Genomic DNA, 26,138 nt, shown 5'->3' on the forward strand with positions numbered 1-26,138 from the left:
GTAGCCGAGCATAATGGCTGCACATTGTTACCTTACTTTGTTTTTCACTAAGCTCTCGCTATTTATATGAGTTCTCAGAAATTGCTCTATTAAGTTCGCTGCGCTCGGGCTAAGGTTCAATGATTCTTGCTGAAGAACTTTATCTTCGAAGTCGATGAGTATTATTTTGTCGTTCTCTATCTCTACAAATTGCAAAGCACTGCTTTCTACTTTTTCTTCTATCCCTGACAAGGACAGCTTATTAGCTTTTAGCTTCATCACACCATGCGGCAGTTCTAAGAGTCCCATTATAATCAGCAAAATCCCTATGCCGATTCCTCCCAAAGAATACAATCCTGTTGAAGGAATCCAAATATAACAGCCAACCGAAAGAAGAATGATAAATGCGCCTATTCCAAACTGAGTGTATCTGCCGATGCCGTCATTCAATGTGGCATATCTTATCTCACTTTTCTTATAGCCTGCTCTATACAAGATGTTGTCTGCTACACGTACAAGAATCGATGAAAGCCAAAGTATGATGATAGCATTGGTAACAAAAGGGAATCTGTCCGTTCCTATTGAAAAGACAAAGGCAATAATTAGTGCCGTCTCTAAGAAACTACTAAGCTTATTTCTATACTTTTTCATGCTTTCAATGAAAGGTAACTATCTGCTAACAGGAGTACCTACTCCTACTATCTGCACTATGAGTAGAGTGTTGATGGCTTCTTTTTAACTATTTTTAATTTCGAGGCTGCCTTTCTTTTCTTTCACTTACATAGCGCAATACTAATTTAGTTCTTTTCTATAAATTGTCAAGCGGACTCACGATTTTATCCAGGGCGTAGCTGGTTACGTGCGTGTAAACTTCTGTAGTTTTACTCGAGCGGTGCCCGAGCAGGGTCTGAATATACCTTAGGTCGGTGCCTTGTTCCAATAGGTGCGTAGCAAAGGAGTGTCTCAAGGTATGAGGAGTCGCATTTGTCTTTACGCCGGCCTTCTTGCGGCAGGCCTGAAACACGTTGCGCAGGCTGTCTGCTGTGTACTGCCCCCCAAACTGGCCCTCAAAGAGCCATTCCTTCGGTTTGTATTCCTTATAATAGAGCCGAAGGTTCTCCAGCAACTTCTGTGATAGCACGGTGGTGCGGTCCTTTTTGCCCTTGCCGCCTCTGATCAGGAGCAGGTTCCGGTCCGACTTCACGTCGCTGAGTTTCAGGTTTATCACCTCACCGATTCTAAGCCCACCGGCATAGAGTAATTGCAGCATGCAGCGGTGCTTAAGGTTGTCGGTAGCCGACAGTATCTTTTTTACCTCTTCCTTACTAAGCACTGTGGGCAACCTGTCGGGCTTTTCGGGGCGCTCAACATTATTAAGCTGCACCTCGTGGCGACCCAGCACCCGCTGATAATAGAATTTAACGGCATTGATGCTCTGATTTATAAAAGAGCAGGAGTAGGCACCAGCCTGCACCATCTGTCGGTGGTACTGGTTAATATCATTCTCCGTGAAGATATTTACCTGGTCCAACCCCTTTGCCTTGTGGCTGTTGAGGAAGCGCAGCAACAAGCTGTGGTAAGTGCGTATCGTGTTCATAGAGTAATTGAGCAGATAGAGCTTCTCCAGGTAATCAATCGGGCAGGTAATGTAGTCTGCACCCTTCTTATATGTTTGTTCCCAGAGCCTTCGCATTAGCACGACATCGCGAAGTAGAAGTTCCTGGCTCAGCCAAAGCCAACCTACGCCCTCCAGTTCCTCGGCAAGTTGCTGTATGTGCTGCCCGCCTTCTGGTATTGCATAGCATTTCTGCTCCTGTTGCCAGGCAGCAATGCTGCTGTATTTAAGCGTTTCGTAAACCTGCTGGCTGTATTTGAAAGTAATGCCAATGACAGTTCTGCCGTCTTTTGCCAGCATGGGCTGAAGCTTGACCACCGGCAGATCGGGCATTTTTTCAAGTGGCTCGCCCATCTGCTCGCCTGTTAGTACGGGTACCAGTTTATTGGGCTTCAATCTTTTAGCTCGGTATAGGTAGCGGGAGTTAACCAATGCCAGACCCTGAAAGTGCCCGAAGGTCATTTCGATACTTTGTGAATTGTGGTGCATCACAAAGCACTTGTAGGTCTTGCTGTACTTAACCCAGGGGGCCTCCTTAAGCCGCTTAACAATAAAAGGGTTGGGCTTGTGCCAGAGGCGTATGAACTGTTTTCCCTCATGCTCAAGGGGGGGCAGGAATACAGCGGGCTGGGAATTGGCTTGTGTCATGGTGCAAAATCAGTATTACAGGCACCAAATTCGGGTATTCAGCGCATTTAAGCGCAGATCGTGCGCATAAGTGCGCTTATAAACGTATATAACGTTTTTAACCGTTTATGTGCGCTTAATGTATTATCTAACCTATGGATAAGACCAAAAGAACTTGTGAAACCTGCGACCAGCCGCTGGTAGGCAGGGCAGGCAAGGTATACTGTTCCAACCAGTGCCGGGCGGCAGCCAGCAACCGCCGACGCTCCGAGGATGCAGGTGAGCGCCTGATGAAGGAGACCAATAACAAATTGCGCCACAACCGTTTCTTGCTGCAGCGCTACAGCCCGGAGGGCAAGACTACCCTGCGGCGGGAGGTGCTCCAAATGGCAGGCTTCGACTTCCGCCACTTCACCCATTTGTACCGTTCCAAACAAGGCAATACCTACCACTTCTGCTACGATTATGGATACCTGTTACTCCAAGACGAGAAAGTACTTATTGTGAACTGGCAGGCTTACATGGAAAATAAGTAGGTATAGAGGCTGTTTTGAATTTATTCATTGGGCTGCAAAAGCACTTTTCCGGTCTAAGATCAAAAAGACTTTCGGGAAACCTGGCTTCGCCTCTTTTTCGAGCCATAGCGCTGCTACGCCACTCAACTGACACATCCCGAAGAGTTTGGGGGAGGAGTCTCACCAGAAGCCGAAAATCCTCCTTTTTTTAGCTTCCAATAATAAAATTCAAAACAGCCTTATAGATATAATAAAAAAAGCCCCGCCTAAACTATTGGCAGGGCTTTGGGTAACTATAAACTATAGTTGTGCTTAGTTTACTTCAGCAGCTTCTTTCGCTTTCTTTTTAGCTTTTTTAGCCTCTTTCTCCAGTTTGCGTTTCTCTCTCTTAGAAAGCTCTTTAGTTGGCTCAGCTTTTTTACGGCTATCTACCTGCGGCAAACCTGATGTGTTGTCGGTTACCAGGGTCATCTCTTTTACGAGGTGGCCGGCACCGGCAAATTTATCAACTATAAACAGCATGTAACGGGCATCCACAGCAATGTTACGCACCTGGTCCGGGTTGTAAGCAATGTCACTCATGGTGCCTTCCCAGTTACGGTCGAAGTTAGTGCCTATCAGCTGCCCATTGGCATTAATAACCGGAGAACCAGAGTTACCGCCTGTGGTGTGGTTAGATGCAATGAAAGCAACCGGTAGCTCACCGTTCACGCCATACTGGCCATAGTCCTTTTTCTCGTATAGTTCGCGCAGTTTTTCCGGTATTACGTAATCCTCTATACCTTCCATAGCAGCTTTTTCCATAATGCCTTCCAGGGTAGTATAGCAATTATACTGTACGCCATCCAGCGGCTCGTAAGGCTCTACTTTACCGTAAGCAACACGCAGGGTAGAGTTAGCATCCGGGTAAAACTTCTTATCCTGTTGCATGGCACGCAAGCCGGTAATATACTTTCTGTACAACAGGTTCAGGTTATCGTTAACGGCTGTGTAAGTAGGCAATACCTGTGTGCGGTAATGCGTGTCGATGGCGTTGGCAAGAGCAAAGGCCGGGTCATTTTTCAGCGTATTTGTTTTGCCAGCTTTTACATCAGCCAGCAGCTTCTTAACACCCGCCTCTGACGTTAGCTGAGACTTGCTGTAAATTTCATCAGCCAGATTACTGAAATCACCTTTTGCTTTAACACCAGCAGTTCTTACAGCTTCCGGAAGCAACTTCTTGTCCAGGTCGTTGTAATACATGCCCATTAATGCTGCAAACACTTTCTTGTCGGTAGGGGCGTTGTAGTTCTTAAAGAAACCAGCAGCACCTTTTTCAAGTTTTTCAACCTGTGAGTTAATTTCTGCCTGTGGCGCTTTGGCAGCTATCATTTCCTGCAGCTTACCGAAACCGCTGGCGTAACGGATCAGTTCAACGCCGTTGGCTGCTTCCATAATATAGTCGCGGGAAATTGTGATGCCATCCAGAGTCTTATAGTTCTTCTCAAACTCAGCCATCAGGTTACCATATTCCTGCTTGCGTGCCGGGTCAGCGTTTACCCAGTTCACAAACTGGGCTTCTAGTTCTTTTTTCTTCTCAATTGCGTTTGCCTTGCGCAGGCCACGGTTCTCACCGATCCACTTTTTCCAGTAGTTGGCAATGCTAGCATACTTGGCTGCATACTGTATACGAACCGCATCCGAAGCTTTCATGTCCTTATCCAGTATCTGCAGTTTCGTGTCGCGGATCTTTATCTTGGCAGGGTTAGATACTTCGTATATCTCCTCAATAGCATGCGAGGTAAGGTACTCGTTAGTACGCCCCGGGAAACCAAATACCATCGTAAAGTCATTTTCCTTCACGCCGCTTAACGAAATAGGCAAATGGTGCTTCGGCTTGTAAGGCTTGTTGTTAGGTGAGTACTCAGCCGGCTCGTTGTTTGGCCCAGCATAAATACGGAACAACGAGAAGTCACCGGTGTGGCGTGGCCACATCCAGTTATCTGTATCGCCACCAAACTTACCGATAGACGATGGAGGCGCACCAACCATACGGATGTCTTTGAACGTTTCGGTGATGTACATATAATACTCATTGCCATAGAAGTAAGGCTTTATAACGGCATCGTAGTGTGTGCCGGCAGTGGCTTCTTTCGCAACCTTAGTTATGTTCTTCTGGATGATGGCTTCGCGCTCAGCTTCGGTTTTAGCGGCATCAGCGCCGGCTAATATTTGCTTGGTCACGTCCTCCATGCGCACTATAAAAGTGGCAGTAAGTCCTGGGTTTGGCAGTTCCTGTTCTTTGGTCATCGCCCAGAAACCCTTTGTCAGATAATCATTCTCAACTGTACTGTGCTGCTGTATCTGGCCGTAACCGCAGTGGTGGTTAGTAAGCAAAAGACCTTCCGGAGAGATCATTTCGCCGGTACAAAATCCGCCAAACGATACGATGGCATCTTTCAGGCTGGACTGGTTTACACTATAAATGTCTTCGGCAGATAGCTTGAGGCCCTTTTTCTGCATATCAGACTCGTTTAGCTGCTTCAGGAGCATCGGTAGCCACATGCCTTCGTCGGGGCGCGCAGTGCTAATACCAATACTCAACCAGGCAGCTGCTATAAAAGCAAAAATGCGTTTGCTGATCATGAGTGAATGTATAGTTATAAAAAGTTTGATTGCCTGAAATTACTCTAAAGTTAGAAAGTTAAAAAGTTAAAAAGTTAGAAAGGTATAAACAGGCGTGTTTGATAAGTTAGAAAGTTTGTAAGTTAGAAGGTTAGAAAGTTTGTTAAGACGATTTCCAAAAGTTCTACAAACAAGCAAAGCCACTACGCAATTGCAGTGGCTTTCTAAAAGTTTTAATTCCTCAACTCCCAAACTCTTTAACTTTCTAACTCTCTAACTCCTAAACTCGCGCTCTTTCCCTGCTCCCATGCTCTGAAACCGTTTATTTCTTTCTGGAAGGCGTCTACGAACCAGGCCATTAAGCTGATATCATCTAATAAACCGATCACCGGAATAAAATCCGGGATGACGTCGAGTGGGGTAACCAGGTATAAAAGCACGCCAATACCTACCAGCAACGACTTATTGGAAACTGCCCTGTAACTACCATTAGCATATGCTTTTACCAGTCTGATAAAGGTTTGCATAATATCTTTTACCTGGGCGAAGCCGCTTTGAGAACTACCTGTATCTATAAGTTTATCATAAGCGGAGGTAAGGAGTATGGCCAGTTTGGCAGGCTTTGCCAGGAAACCACCGGCCCTGGTAACAAACTTTCGGAATATGGCATGTTGCGACAAGCGCAGCCCTTTTTGTATTAAATCCTGTAACATGGTTCTTTGTTGTTTCTGTTAAATGCTTTACTCTACGGAATTATAGTTGTAAAAGCTGCTTTGCAGGGTTTTAAGAAACTTCTATAGAAATTAAAAAATATATATGCCCCGGCTATTGATTTGCATCAGATACTTCCACTAACTTGGTGAATAAAATCAAACAATAGTACAACTGCATTATCTATTATTACTGTAAACCTTATGAAGCTATTGTTGCGTTTTGCTGTGGTACTGGTGGTGCTGGCGGCCTGTTTTTTTGGGGGAGCTACCTTATTACCTAAACAAATGGAGGTAAGACAAACTATAGTTATTGATGCTACTCCCGAACATGTTTTCCCATACCTGAACAACACAACCGACTGGAAACGCTGGTGCGCCTGGAATACTACCAACGACCCTAGCCTGATCTATTTATATGGCGGACCAATGAGTGGGGCGGGAGCACGGCAGAACTGGAACGGTGACAAATTCGGTAACTGGCACATGCTGTTTACCCAAAGCACTGCACCCGACAGCCTGAACTATGAACTGAAGCAGGAAGGACAAACTATAAAATCGACTGGAAGTGTGGTGTTGAAGGAGACTGAAAAGGGCACCATAATTACATGGCGACAAACAACTCCCTTAGAAGATAGCCCGCTGGCTTTGTATAAAGGTGCCTGGCAAAACTATAAAACGGAACAGGAGATACATGAAAGTCTTACCAACCTGCAAACCCTAATGACCGATAACAAACAAAATACCGCCAAAAAGTAATACTATGACCTTAACGATTAAAAGACCACTACAGAACGAATATCCGGCTTATTACTTACCTTATGTGAACCAGGTACCAGAAAATGCAGAGATCATGCAGACGCTGGAAGAGCAGAACTCAGAGATCCGGTCTCTTTTTGCAGCTATAGATGATGACAGGGCAGAAGAAGCGTACGCTGACGGCAAATGGACTATGAAAGAACTGTTACAACACATGATCGATTCGGAAAGGGTATTTGCGTATCGTGCACTTTGTATTGCCCGTGGCGAACAGACACCGTTGCCAGGGTTCGATGAGAACATGTATGCTGAAAACTCAAGGGCAAATGATCGCCTGTTAAGAGATATTCTGGAAGAGTATGATCTGGTGCGCAGGTCTAATATGTGTATGTTCCGGGGCTTCGACTCAACTATGCTGGAAAATGTGGGTACTGCCAATGGAAAACAGATCACTCTTCGCGGACTTATTTACGTTATTGCCGGTCACGAACGCCATCACATCAACATTTTAAAAGAGCGTTACCTGAAGTAGTCTGTATAGTTTATAACAAAGAAGCTGTTTCGTGTTTTATCTGGGTTCAGTATACGCCCTTGCTGTGTATTTTCACCAGCAAGTATAAAGAGCCAGGCGCCTGGATTGTTGGTGAAAACACCAACAATGGCTCGATTTCTACTGCAGAAACTATAAACCCTAAACAAGTTCAAACTAAAAAAGCAAAAGCCGCAACTATAAACAGCTGCGGCTTTTGCTTTTATAACTTTCTAACTTATAAACCTTCTAACTTACTAACTATAAAAGTTCATTCGCCAGGTTTGCCAGTTCAGAGCGTTCACCTTTCATAAGGGTTACGTGTGCATAAAGCGGGTGATTCTTAGCGCGATCAATCAGGTAAGATAAACCGTTACTTTGAGAGTCCAGGTAAGGTGTATCGATCTGGTAGATGTCCCCGGTAAAGATGATCTTGGTGTTTTCGCCGGCCCGTGAAATGATGGTTTTTACTTCGTGCGGTGTCAGGTTCTGCGCTTCATCAACTATAAAAATGATGTTGGACAAACTTCGGCCACGAATATATGCCAGCGGCGTGATCATCAGTTTTTCCAGTTCTACCATGTCGCGTATTTTCTGGTATTCTTTACTGTTCTCAGCGAACTGGTTCTGTATGTACTTCAGGTTATCCCAGAGCGGCTCCATGTAAGGGTTCAGCTTCGATTTGATATCGCCGGGCAGGTAACCGATGTCTTTGTTGCTTAGCGGCACGATAGGCCTGGCCAGGTAGATCTGCTTATAATCGCGGCGTTGCTCCAGGGCACTTGCCAGTGCCAGCAAGGTTTTGCCAGTACCGGCCACACCCTGTATCGAAACCAGCTTAATGTTCGGGTTTAAAAGGGCGTGCAGCGCAAAGGTCTGTTCGGCATTACGCGGCTTCACCCCGAAGGCAGCTTGTTTGTCCACACGTTCCAGCAGCTTTTCAGAGGCGTTATAGAAAGACAGGATCGAGTTTTTAAAGCTCTTCAGGATAAAAAAATGGTTATCGGCCGGTGGAGAAGGCATTACTTTGTCCACTTCACAAACGCCTTTTTCATACAGGTCATTTATGATGTTGGCTGGCACATCTTCCAGGGTGTCATTCCCGGTGTACAAACCAGCCACATCCTGAATTTTACCTGTTTCATAGTCTTCCGATATCAGGTTTAGGGCGCGGGCTTTCAGGCGCAGGTTTATATCCTTTGTAACCAGCACCACTTTGCGGCCCGGCTGTTCCTGTTGTATCTGAAGCGCCGAGTTCAGTATCCGGTGGTCGTTCTTATCGCCGAAAACCTTTACAGCATCCAGGGTCACGTTCTCGTTCATGATCACCCGGAAACTGCCTTTTGTCTTCCCGTTCAACGGTATCCATTCCTGTAGCTTATGTTCTGCTGATAGTTTATCGATGAAACGGATGAACTCGCGGGCTTCAAAATTCTTGATGTCGTTGCCCTTTTTGAAGTTATCAAGTTCTTCGAGTACAGTTATAGGTATGGCAACGTCATGTTCCTGGAAGTTCTGGATAGCGCTGTGGTCGTAAAGTATAACCGATGTGTCGAGTACGAAAACTTTGCGGTCTGCTGCCTTCATGGCTTTTCCGTTAGTAGCTGCAGGTCGTACGCTGGCTGTTTTGGTAATTGAATCGGTTTTGGTTGTTTTCTGTTTTGCGGTAGCTGTGCTTGCTTTTGGCATAAGGTATTGGTTAAGGGTGAAAACCAAAAAACTGCCTATAGTTGGCAGGTAGTAACGCTCCGGCGGATCTATAGATAGGGAGCTATTTTTATATAGTGTACGGTAAACTATAAGCGCCGGTAATGCCTTTGATAGTATTTTTACTATAGTTAGAAGAATTAATTTTCAGTATAAAGACAACCCGTTTGCATGTTGTTATAAATGAGTGAGTTATTTTATAACTAAATCTTTAGTTGATAAGTAAAATATCATACATTAGCTTTACGTACAGTAACAGGTCATCTAACTATGAAAAGAGCTATCGTTTTACTCATGGTTGCAGCACTGCCATTTGCAGCGTTTGCTCAAACAGCAAAGCCGTTTATAATAAAGCGCTGGTATTTGCCTTTCCAGGTAAATGCTTTTGATAAGAACCAGGAATACCATGGGCGCTGGAAGGTTTACATAAACGATGACAAAGACCTGATCCGTAACGGGCGATTCAGGCATGGCAGAGAAGTGGGGACCTGGTATTACTATAACCCCGGAGGCAAACTGTTCATGAAAGAGAAGTACACCCGTAACTCGCCGGTTATACAGGTATGGCGCTATCACGAAAACGGAAATGTGGCAAAAGCTGGTACTGCCAGACTATACCGCGATGCAACTATGGCGCATTATTACTGGGAAGGCGACTGGCAGGTATTTGATGAACAGGGCAATTTCACCCACACCGAAACCTACCTGAAAGGTAACCTGCTTCGCTACGATAAATAAAACCTAGCTCAGTGTATAGTACTCTTCTTTCTCTTTGTCGTGGAGACGGAGGTAACCGTGTATCACAAGTTTTACCAAAATGCGGTGCGCGCGGCGCTCAGAAAGGTTGGCGGCTTTCATGTATTGTTTTAGCGTAAGGCGGGGTTGTTTTTGCAGCATTTCCAGAGCTGCATTCTCGTGCCGGTCTAGGGGCAAGCGTTCAAACTGAGGCTCTTCGTGCTGTAATACCTTGTTTACCATTTTACTGGTCTGTACGCTGGTATCTTTTACACGCACGTAGCCGCGCCAGTCATCTTCTTTCACTTTCGCGAAATGTGGCTTATGCCGGCTTTCCGGTATAGTTACTTTTAAAACCAGGTGATGATCTACTTCTATTTCTTCGTAGGTAAGCGCAACAGGAGGGTCGCAGTAAAAGTTGGCTGCAAGCTGCAGGGTATGTTTCTCTTCTTCAGGGTCTACACCACACACCACTCCATTATCTTTAACGCCGATCAGGATCGTGCCGCCGCGAGTATTGGCAAACGAAACCATGGTACGGGCAATTTTTTCGGGTTGGGTAACGCGCTGTTTAAAATCTACCTGGTCGTTCTCGCCTTGCCAGATAAGGCGCTGGAGTTCATCCATAAAAATGAATTTAGGCTTTGGCATGATGCAAAACTAAGGTGCGGGTGTGTTGTACTATACTTTACGCGAAAGGTTGGGCAGGGGTGGGCATAAAAAAAGCGGGCTTTGGGCCCGCTTTCTTGTATAATATAGTTTCCTTTGCTTAGAAAGGCAGGTCGTTATCTGCTTCAGAAGAGTAGAACGTAGGGGCTTGAGCCTGTGCAGGAGCCGAAGCAGGAGCACCGCCAAAGTTACCACCACCGGCATTAGCTGCCTCAAGTCTCCAGGCCTGCAGGTTAGTAAAATATAAGGTCTCACCATTCTTTACAAACGGCTTTCCTGATAAGTTGAAAGAAACCTTTACTTCCTGTCCTTTCTGGAACTGGTCTAGCAGGCTGCACTTATCCTGAGTTAGCTGGAACTTAGCGTACTGGGTGTAAGAACCATCCGGAATCTCGAGTACAAACTCGCGCTTTCTGAATTTATCACTTACCTGGTTTTCCGCGAAGATTTCGTGCAGTTTTCCTTGGATATCAAACGACATAATTTCTGTATTTTTATTTAGTAACTAAAAACAAAGATACTAAATTCCGATATGAGTTAAGTGTTTTTTCGCGGTTTAGGTGTACTTTTTTTGTAAACTATACTACCTGCCTAACTGTGACCGGCTTGCATCGTAAACCAAGTTAAATTGTATCATAAGAAACTATAAATGGGTAATTATTCTATCGCCATTCATGGTGGGGCGGGCACTATAACACCAGCCTCCATGACGCCGGCCCTTGAAGTGAAATACAAAGCAGCCTTACACTACGCCATAGAACAGGGAAGTAAGATACTGGAAGCAGGAGGGAATGCCCTGGATGCCGTACAGAAAACCGTGGAAGCGCTGGAAAACACACCGTTGTTTAATGCGGGCAAAGGATCTGTGTTTACCAAGCATGGCAAGCATGAGATGGACGCGGCCATTATGTGTGGTAAAACCCTGCAGGCTGGGGCTGTGGCTGGAGTGTATAACATCAAAAACCCTGTTTCGCTGGCAAGGGCTATCCTGGAGCATTCAGACCATGTATTTATGAGCGGTTATGGTGCCGAAGACTTTGCACGCAACCAGCAGATCGAGTTTGCCCCCGATGATTACTTTTTTGATATGTTCCGGTACAAACAATGGTGCGAAGTGCGCGACTCAGACATTTTTATGCTGGACCACACTCCCGGAGATGAGAAGTTTGGAACTGTTGGCGCCGTAGCCCTGGACTTAGACGGAAACCTGGCAGCTGCTACCTCAACGGGCGGAATGACAAATAAGAACTATAACCGAATCGGCGACACTCCGGTTATCGGGTCAGGCACTTACGCCAACAATGAAACCTGCGCCATTTCCTGTACCGGCCACGGCGAGTATTTCCTGAGAGCCGTGGTTGCCTACGATGTGTCCTGTTTAATGGAATACAAAGCCTATAGTTTGCAGCAGGCCTGCGAAAAAGTAGTGATGGACAAGCTTGTGCGCTTTGGCGGCGAAGGCGGCCTAGTAGCTGTGGATGCCTTGGGTAATGTAGCCATGCCTTTCAACTCCGAAGGAATGTACCGCGCCTGCAAGGCAGGCAACAAACCAACTATAGTGGCTATTTACAAAGATGAGGTAAAAGCCGTTAACTAACTATAGTTTAGCGCCGGGCTTCCTGTACCATGCTTTGGTGCAGGGCTTCCTCATCTTTAAAGAATTCCCTTGTATCAATGTTATAAATGTTGCCTTTTGCCAGTACGTGCATCAGTAATTTCTCTATAGAGATCGGCCGGCCTGCTGGCACATCGTGCACGTTAGTATAACCCACACTATGCCCATCGATCACTACCACCAGGTTAGAGCCAATTGTTTCGATCAGGTCACCTTCCGTTATCAGTACACCGGTATCTTCACCTAAACCAATGCCGATCGTTTTCGAGTGCGTTACTACTGCTTCGATCAGCCTCCCGAAACGTCCACGTATCACAAAGTGAGAATCTATGATCAGGCCATCTATAAAACCAAGTCCGTGTGCCATTTTAACGGAGCCACGCAGCAACGATTCGGTAGAGCTGCCACCCTTTATCATTATCCTGGACATGGCCATGGCGCCAGCGCTTGTACCAGCTACTACAAACGGTTCTTCGTGGTAACGTCGCTGCATTATTTCCAGGAATTCAGTTCCCCCGAAGATCTGGGTTAACCGCGATTGGTTACCACCACTCATCATAACGCCATCGGCTTTACTAATGCGTTCAATGTACTCCGGTAAAAGCGCGTCTTCTTCGTTACGGATGTGCATCAGGCGGGCGTTTTCGGCGCCCAAAATACCAAAGGCACTCATATAGCGTTCACCAACCTCTTCCGGAATAAGCGAAGCCGTTGTAATTACTTCTATATGCGGGTTTTTAACCGGTATTTCCTGTATAAAGCGCTTCAGGATGCCCAGTTCAAAAAAATCGAGGTAGTATTTTTTCTTCGACTTAGGATTAGGGTATGTTCCTTTGTCTTCGTTTCCGCCTACTGCAATCAGCTTTCCTTTAGGTTTCTCCACAGTTACTCTTTTATGCTTTTTATTGTACTGATATCTCTATTACGGTATAGGTACAGTTTAAGTGCTGCAACAACCGGATAGCTATCAGACTTTACCGCTCTGGCGTTTTTTCGTTGCAAATAGGGGGTAAAAAAATATAACAGTTGGTGAGCAGTTAACTTACAGTGATTACAAGAAAGAAGATATATGTAAAGTTATATATATTATTTCGTGAGGTTGATTATTTGGGTTGTTTGCTGAATTAAATTATAATTTGCTTAACCCTGAGGCTGACCCCGCGTATAGTATTTCCACAAGCTCGTAACTGAATTTGTAAGACGCTAAACCTTTCCAAGCTATGAAACTAAACAACTTAGAGGATCTTTTGATCCATGAATTAAAAGACATTTACAGCGCTGAGCATCAGATAACAAAAGCGCTTCCTAAAATGATCAAAGCCGCAGCATCAAAAGATCTGAAGGCAGCATTTGAGGAGCACTTAGAAATTACTAAAAATCAGATTAAGCGCCTTGATAATGTTTTTAAAATGATGGGGCAGAAAGCTGATTCTGAACATTGCAAAGCAATGGAAGGAATTATAAAAGAAGCCGAATCGATGATGGATGAACGTGCCGATAAGAGTGTGATGGATGCTGCCCTTATTGCCAGCGCACAACGTGTAGAGCATTACGAGATCGCAGCTTATGGTACTGTTTGCACCTATGCCAAGCAACTCGGACTGAAAGATGTTGAAATGGAACTGGGAGCAACGCTTGATGAAGAAAAGAAAGCAGACCAGATGCTGACCATGGTAGCAGAAAAAAGTATAAACCTGAAAGCCGAGCACAAAGGCGGCAGATAAAAGCACAAAGCTCTGTTGTTTCGCCGGGCTCCCCAAGCAGGTCAGAAAGCCACAGAGTACTCATAAAAGAAGCCCGACCATACAACTGGTCGGGCTTATTGTTTTTAACTACAGTTTATAATTGCTACTTCAGCATTTCATCCAAGGTTACTGTAGATACGGCATGGTAGTTTGGTCGGGCTTTGGCATAAATAGCCAGGGCTTTCTTTTTACCTTCCGGTGTGGCGGCCAGTGCTTTGTATATCGGCACAAGGAATTTACGACGGCCAACATTGGTCAGGAATGTTTCCAGGGCTTTGTCGGCCGTAATATAGTTGTTATTGATGGCATGTATGAACCAGGCAGCTAACACCTCGGAGTTACCGGAGTTGGTGAAGTTAAAGGCTTTGTCAAGGTCTTGCATCTGCTGCTGGTTCATGTTGGCTGGAAGCATTCGTATAAAGTGCAGCCATTCGTGGCTCGACCAGTCTTTGGTAATTAATTGCGAGGCAGGTTTGCCATTTTTCCAGGCAGTATACGTTTCTTCTACCTGCGCAAACCGTTCCGATGTAGGTTTTATATGATCTTCGGGTAAGCCGGCAGTAAATACCCAGCCTTCAATATCGATTTTCTCAGCCAGTTCTGTGTCACCTTTTATCAGGTCTGTTCTCAAAAACTCCAAAAACTTATCTGTATTGGTGCTCTGGAAAGCAAACGTGTTAAAGTACTTGTTCACGAATTCATCAAAACGCTCACGGCCAACAGCCATCTCGATATGGCGCAAAAACAGGTTGCCTTTCTCATAAGCAATGTCCGTTAATCCTTCATCCGGGTCGCGGCCTTCCAGGTCCAGTTTTAGCCTGGTGTCTTCACTTTCAGCACCCAATTCTTTTATCGTATTTGTCAGGTCCTGGTAGCCCAGCACAGCCAGCATATCCGCGTATGGTTTACCGTATAGTTCTTCCATAATGCGGCGCTCGAAGTAAACGGTAAAGCCTTCGTTCAGCCAGAAATCGTTCCACGTAGCGTTAGTTACCAGGTTGCCGCTCCAGCTATGTGCCAGTTCGTGAGCGATCAGGCTGGTAAGCGATCTGTCTTTCGCTAAAACGGTAGGGGTAACAAAAGTAAGGCGCGGGTTCTCCATGCCACCAAACGGGAACGATGGAGGCAGCACCAGCAGGTCGTAACGGTCCCAGCGGTACTTTCCATAGATCTTTTCGGCGGCAACCAGCATCTTGTCCATTTCAGCAAACTCGTAAGCAGCAGCTTCTATAGTTGCGGGTTCGGCGTAAATACCTGTCTGAGGACCAACTTCACTGAAAACCATATCGCCCACAGACAACGCCATCAGGTAAGATGGTATCTGCTGCTTCATCTGGAAACTATAGACACCGGTGTCGTTCTTTTCCATCGGGTTCTCAGCACTCATAACGGCCATCAACTCTTTAGGCACGCTTACTTTTGCGTTGTAGGTAATGCGTATGCCTGGGCTGTCCTGTATCGGTATCCAGGTGCGGGCAAGTATGGCCTGCGACTGAGTGAAAAGGAACGGATGTTTTTTGCCGGCGGTCTGCTGCGGGTTTAACCACTGCAGGGCGGCTGCATCCGGTGATGTTTTATATTTTATGGTTACGCGGTTGGTCTCAGGTTTTATAGTTACATAAAGCGGCTGGCCTAAAAACTTATCGGTTTCACCTAACCTGAATGTGGTTTCTTCTTTGTTGTCGCCCAGGAATACTTTTTCGATCTGCAGACCACGGGTATCAAAAATTATCTCGTTGCCTTTGGCCAGGTTGTCGATAGCGTAGCTGGCGGTTCCGCTTATAGTTTTAGAATCAAAATTAACCGCAATATCCAGGTCTAAGTGGCGGGCTACGGCTTTGGTTGGTTCGGCGTAGCTGTGCACATCTTCTGAAACCTGTTGTTGGGCTTGTTGCGCTGTGGTCATAGTTTCGGTATTTGTAGTGGTTTGTGTCGTGCAGGCGGTCAGGTGAAGGCTTCCGGCCATCCCTAAACCTAGTAAATATTTCTGATAAGGCTTCATACGTATCTGGTTGCTTTAACGGGTAAGTTAATGATTTCATGTTTACCATAAAAACCTTACCAATTGCTGTCTATAGTTGATGTATGAGTGTTGCCGCAAGAATTATAGCTGAGTAATACGGACAGGCACAGGCTTATAACTTTTTAACTAAAGTTGCAGTACATAAAGCTAAACCACGTGATTATCAATTCAAAGTGGCTATAAAATTGTATTAAAAACAGATTGCTGTTGAACTATATACATCATTCGCTACACAATTGCATCAAAACCTAACAACATGAACCCTTATCATTATAAATCAAAAGTATTATACCTGTTTTCGGCCCTTTTGCTGATGATATTTACTGTTTCCTGTAATAAATCGGGAGGCAAAGAGAATGGGAATAAAATTGGCGATATGCTGGGCATAAAAGAACTGCCACAAGCCACTACCGACAGCCTTTACATAAAAGAATACATCAGCAAGGAACCTGCTTTTAAAGAGCATGCCGACATGATGTACCTGTTTTATGGAGAAAGAGACTATAGTCTGGCCTGGTTCCGGGATAACGAACTGGTGCCGGAAGCCCAGAAATTCTTAGCGACTATTGATAATGCGACCAAAGAGGGCCTGGACCCGAAAAGGTATAAGCTGGTAGATTTTAAAACCCTGTTCAAACAGTATGAAGACATGGGCGGACAGGACTCCGCACGGCTGGAACTACAGCAGAAGATAGATCTGGGCCTTACTGCGTCTTATTTTAACTATGCATCCGACTTTTACCGCGGACGTGTAAACCCTGGCGAAGTAGGCTCAATAGACTGGAACGTAAAAAAGAACAAGATTAAACTGCACAAAGCATTACAGACCATACTGCAGGAGCGTGAAAGTACTTACCCGTACTACGAGTTTGAAGCCCTGCATAAAGGCTACATTGATCTCCGGGAAACCTTACAGAAATACCGTGAATTGCAGGAAAAAGGTGGCTGGGCTAAAGTAGAGCTTGGCAAAGCAAAAGTACTGGAAAAAGGAGATACAGCAGCAGCTGTTATTCAGCTACGTAAGCGCCTGAACCCGGGCGGCGTTATAAACGTGAACGACCCGAAGATGCGCCTGTTTGATGATGCATTGGTTGCCCAGGTAAAAGAGTTTCAGCGCTTGCATGGCCTGGACCAGGATGGAAAAGTAGGCGGAAACACGCTGCGCATGATGAATGTGCCTGTTGAGGAACGGATACAGCAGATTATGATGAACATGGAACGCTGGCGCTGGATCCCAAAACGACTGGTACCAAAAAGCCTTGATCAGAAATATATCTGGGTAAACATACCGGAATACAAGCTATACATGTACGAAGACCCGGATAATGACCCTGAAGCTGAAAGGGAATATAAGAAAACCTTTGAGATGAAAGTAATTGTGGGTAAAGAACTTAACTCGACCCCGATCTTTAGTGATAAGCTGGAGTTCATTGTATTGGCCCCTTACTGGAACGTACCCAACAGTATAGTTGAGAAAGAAATAAAGCCTGCCATGCTGCGCAACCCGAATTACCTGGAGGGTGCGGATATGGAGATCGTCACAAAAGAAAAGAATCCGAAGCCAATCTCTTCATCGAGTATAAACTGGGCAGGTGTTACTGAAAAGAACTTCCCGTATATGGTGCGTCAGCGTCCGGGGCCAACAAACTCGTTGGGTAATATCAAGTTCTTGTTCCCGAACTCCTATAACGTATACCTGCACGATACACCAGCTGATGCTCTGTTTAACCAGACAGAACGCGGATTCAGCCATGGTTGTGTACGCCTAGAAAAACCACTTGAACTAGGAGAATATCTTTTAAAGGATATGCCGGAATGGGACAGGGCGCGCATGCGCCAGACTATAGCTGACGGTGAGGAAACCTGGATAACATTGCCTAAAAAGTTACAGGTATATCTGGTTTACTTTACAAGTTGGGTAGATGATGAAGGTAAGGTGCATTTCCGAGATGATATTTATGGCCACGACAAGAAACTGGCGAAAGAATATTTTGGATAAGATGGCTTTAAAGAGGAGCATCTCATGAAAAGAATAGCTCATATAGTAACAATAGCCTCGGTATTTGCCATAGCAGCTTGTGGTAACAATACCAGTGAGGTTGGTGTGCTGGAGAAAAAAATGAATGATAGCGTATCTGCACCTATCCAGGAAGTAGCCGACACAACCTTGCAGCCTACTGTTGAAATTGTGTTGCGGGCAACCGGAGATGAAGTTGAAGAAATGGTTTTTGACCAGGATACCCTGGAAGTAGAAGCGGATGCGCTGGTAAAGTTAACCCTGATAAATGAAGGAACAGATCTGAATGCTATCCATAATTTTGTGGTTATAACAGAAGGTATGTTAGAGAAGGCGGCAAAGATAGGCGCGGAGATAGGCCCGTCCGGAAATTATATACCGGATAGCAAACATGTGTTAACCGCAACACCTTTGGCACTACCTAGTCAAACAGTGGTGCATGAGTTTAAAGCACCGCCACCTGGCACCTATGATTTTGTCTGTACTTATCCGGACCATTGGAGAAGAATGAATGGCAAACTTATCGTGAAATAAGAAATAACTATAATTTTAAAAACTGCACTGCTCCCAGGATACTCTCCGAAGGTAGTGCAGTTTTTTTATGCGCTATAGTTTACGTTGTGTGTTAAAAGTACAAAAACTATGAGTGGTGATATGTGTTGGTGAAAGGAGGGTGTCGCTCTATCTTTCCTGGATGGGACCCGATGCATAATGTGGCAGTATTATAGTATCTAAAGCTATAGTTTGATACATATAGCTAATGCGCTATTGTTAAGTAAATTAGGGTGTTGTGGATAACTCGGTTTATCCACATAGGGGTAAAATGAGGGGTGACATTGTGACAGTTTAGGTTAAGCCTATAGTTGCTGCTAGTCAAACAGTTAGTAAGTGTAAGATAGCCAACCTAAACCTTTAAAGACTGATAGCTAGACCACAATGATGAAATTACACCATAGTTTACAAATGTATATACAATTGTAAACTATAGATAAATGTTTTGCTTTAATGATGCTTAATTATTTGATAATAAAAGACAAGTGTATAAAATTGAAACCTATAGTTTAAGTTAATATTTGATGTGTTTGTTGTTGCTTTTGGTAGTCTTGTTAAGTGTTGTTACATTTGTTACAAGTCGTAATTACTTAGTTTTATGGTTGAAAGGATCAGGCAATTAATAGAATACGCAGGGCTTTCTTCGTCGCAGTTTGCTGACGGTATTGAAGTGCCTCGTGCCATCCTGAGCCACATCCTGAGTGGCAGAAACAAACCCAGCCTGGATGTAATTCTCAAAGTACTAAGTAACTACAGAACTATCAACCCTGACTGGCTATTGCTGGGAGAAGGCGATATGCTAACAAAAATAGCAACACCTGCTAACACGGTAATACCCGAAACTATAGCTGAGCCTGTTACAAAGTTCGATGAGATTGCTGGCGAGGTGATAAACGGTAAAGTACAAAACGAAGTAACTGCTGAAACAGTAAAATTGCCTGCTTTAAAAGAAGATAAGGTCGTAAAACAGATCGTGTTCTTTTATACAGATAATACATTTTCTGTATTTAACCCGGAAGTCTGAGGTCAGCAAACTATAGCTGCAACTATAAATTATAGTCAGGTAAGTGGCTAAAAGCCTGCACAGAAGCCTATCCGGAACGTTTCGTAAAAAAAGGCTGTTGCTTGCCTTAGGATATATTGTGCTAATGCTTACTTTTACAGCACTATTCGAAATTGTATGATGAAATTTGCAGCGCCAGATTGTATGAACTGCGCATCCAGGAAGCACTCGCTGATGGGTTGCTGTAAAGGCAATGAGTTAGAAGATGTATCTGCTACTAAGTCGTGCTTTACCTTCAAAAAAGGACAGGTTATTTTCCATGAGGGCACCAGGCCTTCGGGCTTGCATTGCATTAACTCGGGTAAGGTAAAAGTTTCCAAAATGGGTAGCGATGGCAAAGAGCAGATCATTCGTTTGGCTAAGCCAGGCGATGTGGTAGGCTACCGGGCTCTAATGGCTGATACTAATTATTCAGCTTCGGCTGTAGCTCTTGATGATGCCGTTGTCTGCTTTATTCCAAAGTCACAGTTTCTCGACCTTATTGCTACCAACAACGAATTCTCCAGTGGACTGATGAAGTTGTTCTCGCGTGCCCTTGGCGAAGCAGAAGAGCGCATGGTGCAAATGGCCTATAAACCAGTTCGCGAGCGTTTAGCGGAAGCACTATTGCTGTTACAGAAAACCTACCAGCAGCAGGAAGGCGAAAATACATTTACGATCTCAATTTCCAGGGAAGACCTGGCCTCTATAGTTGGTACCGCCAAAGAAACCACTATACGCCTGTTATCCGACTTTAAAGACGAAAACATCATCACTACAAAAGGCAGCAGCATTACCATTCTCGACCCTGAGAAACTGTATAAGATTTGTCACCTTTACGATTAAGTAAACTATAGTTCAGGCATAAAAACAAAAGGCAGGCTCATAAAAGCCTGCCTTTTTTGTTTTGGTATCCGCTCCCGGATACCAGTCGTTCACCTGTACTAAACTATAAAACAAAACACCTATCACTTTAAAACTGCAACTATAGCTCAGTTGCTTTGTAAACCGCTTTTTCCCGAACTATACGAGCGCTAACCTTTCGGTACCAACTCTTTCCCTCAGCGTTTACATTACAAATGTCTGTTCTTTTTAAAGCCTTTGCAGTGACATCAATCACCCCTAAACATGACCCTTGTCATCATTTCAGGGAGGGTATCCATCTACCTTTGCAAAAGACCATAAAAAGAAAATTGAGATGGAAGCCGCACTCCAAACCAATGTTCAGACATGCTACCATTGCGGGGATTCCTGCGTGGACGAACTGATACTAGCAGACGATAAAGCATTTTGCTGCACAGGCTGCAAGAACGTTTACGAACTTTTAGAAGAGAACAATCTCTGCAATTACTATAACCTCGAAGAAAATCCGGGTATTACAGGTAAAAAACCTGTTGTAGAAAGCCGCTTTGCTTACCTAGACGATGCCGGTGTAGAGGCTCAACTGATCAGTTTTAAAGATGACAATATCTGTAAGATCACGTTCTATACACCCCAAATGCACTGCAGCTCGTGTATCTGGCTGCTCGAGAACCTTTTCAAATTGAATCCGGGAATTTCAGAGACTACTGTAAACTTTCTGCGCAAAGAAGTATCTCTTACTTACTTCCATCAAAAAGTATCGCTGCGCGAGGTCATTACTTTGCTTTCGCGCATTGGCTACGAGCCGGAAATTACACTGGCCGATACCGACGGTAAGAAAACTATAAAACCAAGCCGCACGATTATCTATAAACTGGGCATAGCTGGCTTTAGTTTTGGTAACGTTATGTTGCTGGCTTTCCCGGATTACCTTGCTTTTACCGAAGGTTTGCAACGTACGTTTGGCACTTTCTTTGGCTATCTGAGCTTTTTGCTGGCAATTCCGGTGTTCTTTTATAGTGCGCGCGGGTTCTTTACGTCTGCCTGGGAAGGTATCAGACAGCGCATGGTAAACATTGACCTGCCTATTGCCACAGGTTTGCTGGCGTTGTTCTTTACCAGTATCTATGAAGTGGTTTCGGGTACAGGTCCGGGCTATTTCGACTCGTTTACAGGACTGGTGTTCTTTATGCTGATCGGTAAATATTTCCAGCAGAAGACCTATGACACGCTTTCATTCGACAGAGACTACACCTCCTATTTCCCGGTTTCTGTAACAGTGCTCAAAGAGAACGGTGAGGAAGAAGCCGTGGCTGTACGCAACCTGAAAGTAGGGGACCGTATCCGTATCCGGAACCAGGAGCTTATTCCGGCTGACGCAATTCTACTTCGTGGTTCTGCCCTGATAGACTATAGTTTCGTGAGCGGAGAATCGGAGCCTGTTGAGAAAGTGATGGGCGAAGTGATATATGCCGGTGGCCGACAGGTTGGCGAAAGCATTGAACTGGAAGTAGTAAAGGAAGTATCCCAAGGATACCTGACGCAACTCTGGAATGACAGCGTTTTCTCTAAAGAAGAGAGCACTGGTGTAAATACCTATGCCAACATTGCCGGTAAGTGGTTTATTATAGTTACGCTTATAGTTGCCGCCGGCTCGCTCGTTTACTGGGTGCCCCGCGACACGGAAATGGCCATGCGTGCCTTCACGTCTGTACTTATCATTGCCTGCCCATGTGCGCTTTCGCTGGCTACGCCTTTTGTGCACGGCCATACCCTGCGCGTTTTCGGCAGAAACAAATTCTATCTTAAAAACACTGCTGTAGTAGAAACGCTGGCTAAAATTGATGCCGTTGTATTTGATAAGACCGGTACACTTACAGAGCCAAGTGCCGCAGAACTTACCTATAGTGGCAAAGCACTTACAGTAGGGCAGGAGCAAACTATAAAATCAGTATTAAGCCACTCAACACACCCATTAAGCCAGCGCATTTTCCAGAGCCTGATCGGTGAAACTATAGCTGTAGAAAACTTCCGGGAGATTGCAGGAAAAGGTCTTGTGGGCGAAGTTAACGGAAGTATAGTTCGTGTCGGATCTGCTTCATACATAGGTGTAAAAGCAGATGCTGTTAAAGATACACTTAAAACAACGGTGTACGTTTCTTTTGACGGGGTTGTGCTTGGTTACTATACATTCTATAACGTTTACCGCCAGGGCCTGAAGGGTATACTGACTGATTTGAAAGATAAAAAACTGGCAGTATTATCCGGCGACAATAATCACGAAGAAGCACGTTTGCAGGAACTGCTGGGCAAAGAGGCAGAACTTAACTTTAACCAGAGCCCGGTGCAAAAGCTGGAGTACATTCAGCACTTGAAGAAGCTACGGCACCAGGTGATGATGGTAGGAGACGGATTGAATGATGCCGGTGCCCTTCGCCAAAGTGATGCCGGTATTGCCCTAACAAACAGCATTACCAACTTCTCACCGTCCTGCGACGCCATTCTGGATGCCACCGCTTTTGATAAGCTAAGCAAGTTCCTGAAGTTTTCTAAAACTACCATGACCCTGATCCTACTCACTTTTGCCGTGTCGCTGGTCTACAACGTGATAGGCTTAACTATGGCGGTAATGGGGCTGTTCACCCCGATCGTTTCCGCTATTCTGATGCCTGTGAGTACGCTTAGTGTGATGACTTTTGCAACACTCTCTGTAAAAATAGCCGCCAAACGAGCCGGTTTGTAATGACAATTTTCAATGACTAATGAATAGTTAGTAATGATTAATGATTTGTAAAAATTTCATAAAATCTTTCTTCACTAACTCCTAAACTCTTTAACTCTCTAACTACCATGTATATCATCTTTTTAATGATCGCGGTGAGTGTAACAGTGGCAGCAGCCTTCCTGGGAGCTTTTTTGTGGGCGGTTCGCTCCGGCCAGTACGACGACGATTATACGCCGGCTGTGCGCATGCTTTTCGATAACGAGGTAACTCCAAAAAATAGTAAAAAATTGAAAGAAGGGATAGGGACTGAAGAGAGCCTGCAGCCTTAAAGCTATAGTTATGAGTTGGTTGCATGTAATATAGTTGTGCTTTAAACTATAAACCCAAACACTCTTAAACTCTTTAACTCATACTTCTCTAACTATTCCGGCTGATATCAATCACCAACTGAAATGACATTAATCATCTTTTTGCGGAATACATCTGCAGAAATTTGTAGCCATAGTTCAGAAACTATCAAATCGTCAAATTATCAAAACAAATACAACACTTAAACAAAATGGAGGACACCGCACATGTCGACTAATGTAGCTGAAGTCTTAGAAAATGCACCAGATAAGCTGAAGCCGAAAGGCCGGGACGCAGGTGCTACCGAAACGTTCTTCTATGACAATAAGATCGTTCGGGATTTTGGTATAGCCACCGTGTTCTGGGGTATTGCCGGTATGCTGATAGGGGTGATCATTGCCTTTCAGCTGGCTAACCCGGATATGAACATGGGTACGCAATACACAACTTTTGGCCGTGTAAGACCATTGCACACCAACGCTGTTATCTTCGCCTTTGTTGGTAACGCCATCTTTATGGGTGTTTATTACTCATTGCAGCGCCTTTGCAAAACCCGTATGTATTCTGATCTGCTCAGCAAGATCAATTTCTGGGGCTGGCAGTTAATTATAGTTTCTGCTGTTATCACGCTTCCGCTGGGTATAACTACTTCTAAAGAGTATGCTGAGCTGGAGTGGCCTATCGATATAGCTATCACGCTGATCTGGGTAGTTTTCGGATGGAACATGTTTGGTACACTTGCCAGGCGCCGCGAAAAGCACATGTACGTAGCCATCTGGTTCTACATTGCTACCTTCTTAACTGTGGCAGTGCTACACATTGTAAACTCTTATGAGATGCCGGTTAACCTGTTTAAGAGTTATTCTGGTTATGCAGGTGTGCAGGATGCGCTGGTGCAGTGGTGGTATGGCCACAACGCGGTTGCGTTCTTCTTAACTACGCCATTCTTAGGCCTGATGTATTACTTCCTGCCTAAGGCTGCCAATCGTCCGGTTTACTCTTACAGATTATCTATTATCCACTTCTGGTCGCTGATCTTCATCTATATCTGGGCTGGTCCGCACCACTTATTGTATACTTCATTACCAGACTGGGCTCAGTCGCTGGGTGTTGTGTTCTCTGTTATGCTGCTTGCTCCGAGCTGGGGTGGTATGATCAACGGTTTGCTTACACTGCGTGGCGCCTGGGATAAAGTGCGTGAAGAGCCTATCCTGAAATTCATGGTAGTTGCTATCACAGCTTATGGTATGGCAACGTTCGAAGGTCCGATGCTTTCTTTAAAGAACGTAAACGCCATTGCCCACTTTACTGACTGGATAGTAGCACACGTACACGTTGGTGCCCTTGGCTGGAACGGCTTCCTGACATTTGCCATGCTATATTGGTTGTTCCCGCGTCTTTACAAAACAGAGCTTTTCTCGAAGAAGATGGCAAATGCCCACTTCTGGTTAGGTACGCTGGGTATTCTTTTCTATGCCATTCCAATGTACTGGGCTGGTTTTACACAAGGCTTAATGTGGAAACAGTTCACTGCAGAAGGTACACTACAATACTCTAACTTCCTGGAAACAGTACTTCAGATCGTGCCAATGTATTATCTGCGTGGTATCGGTGGTATCCTTTACCTGAGCGGTGTGTTCCTGATGGTGTATAACCTTTATAAAACTGCCAAGTCTGGTAGCCTGGTTGCCAACGAAAGAACTGAAGCCCCTGTAGTTGTTAAGTCAGAAAGCTCAAATGCTGGTCACTGGCACTCATGGATCGAGAAGCGTCCAACTCAAATGGCCATCTGGGCTACAGTTGCGATCCTGATCGGTGGTCTGGTAGAGTTTATACCTGCTTTTGTGATCAAATCTAACGTGCCAACTATAGCCAGCGTGAAGCCTTACACGTCGCTGGAGTTACAAGGTCGTGACCTGTACATAAAAGAGGGTTGCGTTAACTGCCACACACAAATGGTTCGTCCATTCAGGTCAGAAACAGAGCGTTACGGCGAATACTCTAAAGCTGGTGAGTTCGTGTACGATCACAACTTCCTGTGGGGTTCTAAACGTACCGGTCCGGATCTTCACAGAGTGGGAGGTAAGTATCCGCACAGCTGGCACTACCATCACATGATGGATCCAACTTCTATGTCCCCGGGCTCTATTATGCCAGCATACCCATGGTTGTTTGAGCAGGAAATAGACCAGAGTACAACCGAAGATAAACTACGCGTTCTGAAGCAGCTTGGTGTTCCTTATGAAGATGAGTATATCGCTAAAGCTAATGAAGAGCTGATGACACAGGCAAAGGGTATTTCTGCAGACCTGGCAAAAGAAGGTATTGAAGTAAAGCCTGAAGCAGAGATCGTAGCCCTGATCGCTTACCTGCAGCGCCTGGGTACTGACATTAAAGTGAAAGAAACACAAGAGTAAATCTGACAAAAGACCAGGTGACAAAAGACGAAAGAGATTTTATCCTTAGTCTTTTGTCCTTTGTCCAGAAGTCGCAAAATCTAAGACAATGTATAAGAATGTTTTGCAAGCCATAGATGGCATCGAAATATATCCGCTGATCTCATTCAGCATCTTCTTCGTGTTCTTCCTGGGTCTTATAGTATATGTTGCCCTGATGGACAAGAAGTATGTGCAGGCAATGAGCTGCATAGCTTGCGAGGATGAAACCGAAGACACCACATTTGAAGGAGTAAGACAATGAGCTCTTTAAAGAAAATGATCAGAAACAGCAGCCTGGCATTTGTAGCCGGATTACTGCTGAT

General features: G+C 44.9%; 23 protein-coding genes. 14 read left to right on the forward strand and 9 right to left on the reverse strand.

Annotation, left to right across the window (positions count from 1 at the left end):
- Positions 1-27: 27 nt before the first annotated feature.
- Together ABS362_RS18700 and ABS362_RS18705 are read right to left on the reverse strand one after the other, a co-directional pair.
- Entirely contained in the window at positions 28-630 is a 603-nt protein-coding gene (locus tag ABS362_RS18700) for a hypothetical protein (RefSeq protein WP_350414475.1), read from the reverse strand.
- Between the two features lie 157 nt (positions 631-787).
- Positions 788-2,083 (reverse strand): tyrosine-type recombinase/integrase, encoded by a 1,296-nt coding sequence (locus ABS362_RS18705; RefSeq protein WP_350414476.1) that lies wholly within the window; start codon positions 2,081-2,083, stop codon positions 788-790.
- Between the two features lie 293 nt (positions 2,084-2,376).
- Here ABS362_RS18705 and ABS362_RS18710 point away from each other — a divergent pair, with 293 nt between their 5' ends.
- Complete coding sequence (locus tag ABS362_RS18710) at positions 2,377-2,757, forward strand: hypothetical protein (RefSeq protein ID WP_350414478.1); 381 nt, start codon at positions 2,377-2,379, stop codon at positions 2,755-2,757.
- A gap of 291 nt (positions 2,758-3,048) precedes the next feature.
- Here ABS362_RS18710 and ABS362_RS18715 read toward each other — a convergent pair whose 3' ends face one another.
- Positions 3,049-5,361 (reverse strand): S46 family peptidase, encoded by a 2,313-nt coding sequence (locus ABS362_RS18715; protein ID WP_350414480.1) that lies wholly within the window; start codon positions 5,359-5,361, stop codon positions 3,049-3,051.
- Positions 5,362-5,597: 236 nt separating this feature from the next.
- Positions 5,598-6,053, reverse strand: a complete 456-nt coding sequence (locus tag ABS362_RS18720; RefSeq protein WP_350414482.1) for a YkvA family protein — start codon at positions 6,051-6,053, stop codon at positions 5,598-5,600.
- 201 nt (positions 6,054-6,254) lie between these two features.
- Here ABS362_RS18720 and ABS362_RS18725 point away from each other — a divergent pair, with 201 nt between their 5' ends.
- A complete protein-coding gene (locus ABS362_RS18725; protein WP_350414483.1) occupies positions 6,255-6,809 on the forward strand; it encodes an SRPBCC family protein in 555 nt (184 codons plus the stop codon).
- Positions 6,810-6,813: 4 nt separating this feature from the next.
- The gene (locus ABS362_RS18730) at positions 6,814-7,341 is read left to right on the forward strand and encodes a DinB family protein (protein ID WP_350414484.1); all 528 of its coding nucleotides are present in this window, start codon (positions 6,814-6,816) and stop codon (positions 7,339-7,341) included.
- A gap of 258 nt (positions 7,342-7,599) precedes the next feature.
- On the opposite strand, the gene ABS362_RS18735 is transcribed toward ABS362_RS18730, so the two are convergent.
- Positions 7,600-8,925 carry a PhoH family protein gene (locus ABS362_RS18735; RefSeq protein ID WP_350414508.1) on the reverse strand — a complete coding sequence of 442 codons (1,326 nt, stop codon included), beginning with the start codon at positions 8,923-8,925 and terminating at the stop codon, positions 7,600-7,602.
- 390 nt (positions 8,926-9,315) lie between these two features.
- On the opposite strand from ABS362_RS18735, the gene ABS362_RS18740 reads away from it, so the two are divergent.
- Positions 9,316-9,783, forward strand: a complete 468-nt coding sequence (locus tag ABS362_RS18740; RefSeq protein WP_350414485.1) for a toxin-antitoxin system YwqK family antitoxin — start codon at positions 9,316-9,318, stop codon at positions 9,781-9,783.
- A 3-nt stretch (positions 9,784-9,786) separates the two neighbouring features.
- Here the strand turns inward: ABS362_RS18740 and ABS362_RS18745 are convergent, their stop codons facing one another.
- Positions 9,787-10,407, reverse strand: coding sequence for an AlbA family DNA-binding domain-containing protein (locus tag ABS362_RS18745; protein ID WP_350414486.1), 621 nt, complete (start codon positions 10,405-10,407; stop codon positions 9,787-9,789).
- Between the two features lie 142 nt (positions 10,408-10,549).
- Positions 10,550-10,930, reverse strand: a complete 381-nt coding sequence (locus tag ABS362_RS18750) for a DUF3127 domain-containing protein (RefSeq protein WP_350414487.1) — start codon at positions 10,928-10,930, stop codon at positions 10,550-10,552.
- Positions 10,931-11,098: 168 nt separating this feature from the next.
- On the opposite strand from ABS362_RS18750, the gene ABS362_RS18755 reads away from it, so the two are divergent.
- On the forward strand, positions 11,099-12,046 hold the full coding sequence (locus ABS362_RS18755) for an isoaspartyl peptidase/L-asparaginase family protein (RefSeq protein WP_350414489.1): 948 nt from the start codon (positions 11,099-11,101) through the stop codon (positions 12,044-12,046).
- Between the two features lie 7 nt (positions 12,047-12,053).
- Here ABS362_RS18755 and ABS362_RS18760 read toward each other — a convergent pair whose 3' ends face one another.
- Complete coding sequence (locus ABS362_RS18760) at positions 12,054-12,947, reverse strand: cyanophycinase (protein ID WP_350414491.1); 894 nt, start codon at positions 12,945-12,947, stop codon at positions 12,054-12,056.
- 337 nt (positions 12,948-13,284) lie between these two features.
- Here ABS362_RS18760 and ABS362_RS18765 point away from each other — a divergent pair, with 337 nt between their 5' ends.
- Positions 13,285-13,788: a YciE/YciF ferroxidase family protein gene (locus tag ABS362_RS18765; protein ID WP_350414492.1), complete on the forward strand. Its 504-nt coding sequence runs from the start codon at positions 13,285-13,287 to the stop codon at positions 13,786-13,788.
- Between the two features lie 124 nt (positions 13,789-13,912).
- On the opposite strand, the gene ABS362_RS18770 is transcribed toward ABS362_RS18765, so the two are convergent.
- Positions 13,913-15,811 (reverse strand): M1 family metallopeptidase, encoded by a 1,899-nt coding sequence (locus tag ABS362_RS18770; protein WP_350414494.1) that lies wholly within the window; start codon positions 15,809-15,811, stop codon positions 13,913-13,915.
- 277 nt (positions 15,812-16,088) lie between these two features.
- On the opposite strand from ABS362_RS18770, the gene ABS362_RS18775 reads away from it, so the two are divergent.
- The 8 genes from ABS362_RS18775 to ABS362_RS18810 all read left to right on the forward strand — a co-directional run bounded on the left by ABS362_RS18775 (position 16,089) and on the right by ABS362_RS18810 (position 26,077).
- The gene (locus ABS362_RS18775) at positions 16,089-17,831 is read left to right on the forward strand and encodes a L,D-transpeptidase family protein (protein ID WP_350414496.1); all 1,743 of its coding nucleotides are present in this window, start codon (positions 16,089-16,091) and stop codon (positions 17,829-17,831) included.
- Between the two features lie 24 nt (positions 17,832-17,855).
- Entirely contained in the window at positions 17,856-18,383 is a 528-nt protein-coding gene (locus ABS362_RS18780; RefSeq protein WP_350414498.1) for a plastocyanin/azurin family copper-binding protein, read from the forward strand.
- Positions 18,384-18,999: 616 nt separating this feature from the next.
- Complete coding sequence (locus tag ABS362_RS18785; protein WP_350414499.1) at positions 19,000-19,425, forward strand: helix-turn-helix domain-containing protein; 426 nt, start codon at positions 19,000-19,002, stop codon at positions 19,423-19,425.
- 183 nt (positions 19,426-19,608) lie between these two features.
- On the forward strand, positions 19,609-20,289 hold the full coding sequence (locus ABS362_RS18790) for a Crp/Fnr family transcriptional regulator (protein WP_350414500.1): 681 nt from the start codon (positions 19,609-19,611) through the stop codon (positions 20,287-20,289).
- A 289-nt stretch (positions 20,290-20,578) separates the two neighbouring features.
- On the forward strand, positions 20,579-23,047 hold the full coding sequence (locus ABS362_RS18795) for a heavy metal translocating P-type ATPase (protein WP_350414501.1): 2,469 nt from the start codon (positions 20,579-20,581) through the stop codon (positions 23,045-23,047).
- A gap of 107 nt (positions 23,048-23,154) precedes the next feature.
- On the forward strand, positions 23,155-23,358 hold the full coding sequence (gene ccoS, locus ABS362_RS18800; RefSeq protein WP_350414502.1) for a cbb3-type cytochrome oxidase assembly protein CcoS: 204 nt from the start codon (positions 23,155-23,157) through the stop codon (positions 23,356-23,358).
- A gap of 246 nt (positions 23,359-23,604) precedes the next feature.
- The gene (gene ccoN, locus ABS362_RS18805) at positions 23,605-25,794 is read left to right on the forward strand and encodes a cytochrome-c oxidase, cbb3-type subunit I (RefSeq protein WP_350414504.1); all 2,190 of its coding nucleotides are present in this window, start codon (positions 23,605-23,607) and stop codon (positions 25,792-25,794) included.
- Between the two features lie 88 nt (positions 25,795-25,882).
- Positions 25,883-26,077 carry a hypothetical protein gene (locus ABS362_RS18810; RefSeq protein ID WP_350414506.1) on the forward strand — a complete coding sequence of 65 codons (195 nt, stop codon included), beginning with the start codon at positions 25,883-25,885 and terminating at the stop codon, positions 26,075-26,077.
- The last annotated feature ends 61 nt before the right edge of the window (positions 26,078-26,138 follow it).

Source organism: Pontibacter populi, assembly GCF_040278685.1.
Lineage (GTDB): Bacteria > Bacteroidota > Bacteroidia > Cytophagales > Hymenobacteraceae > Pontibacter > Pontibacter populi.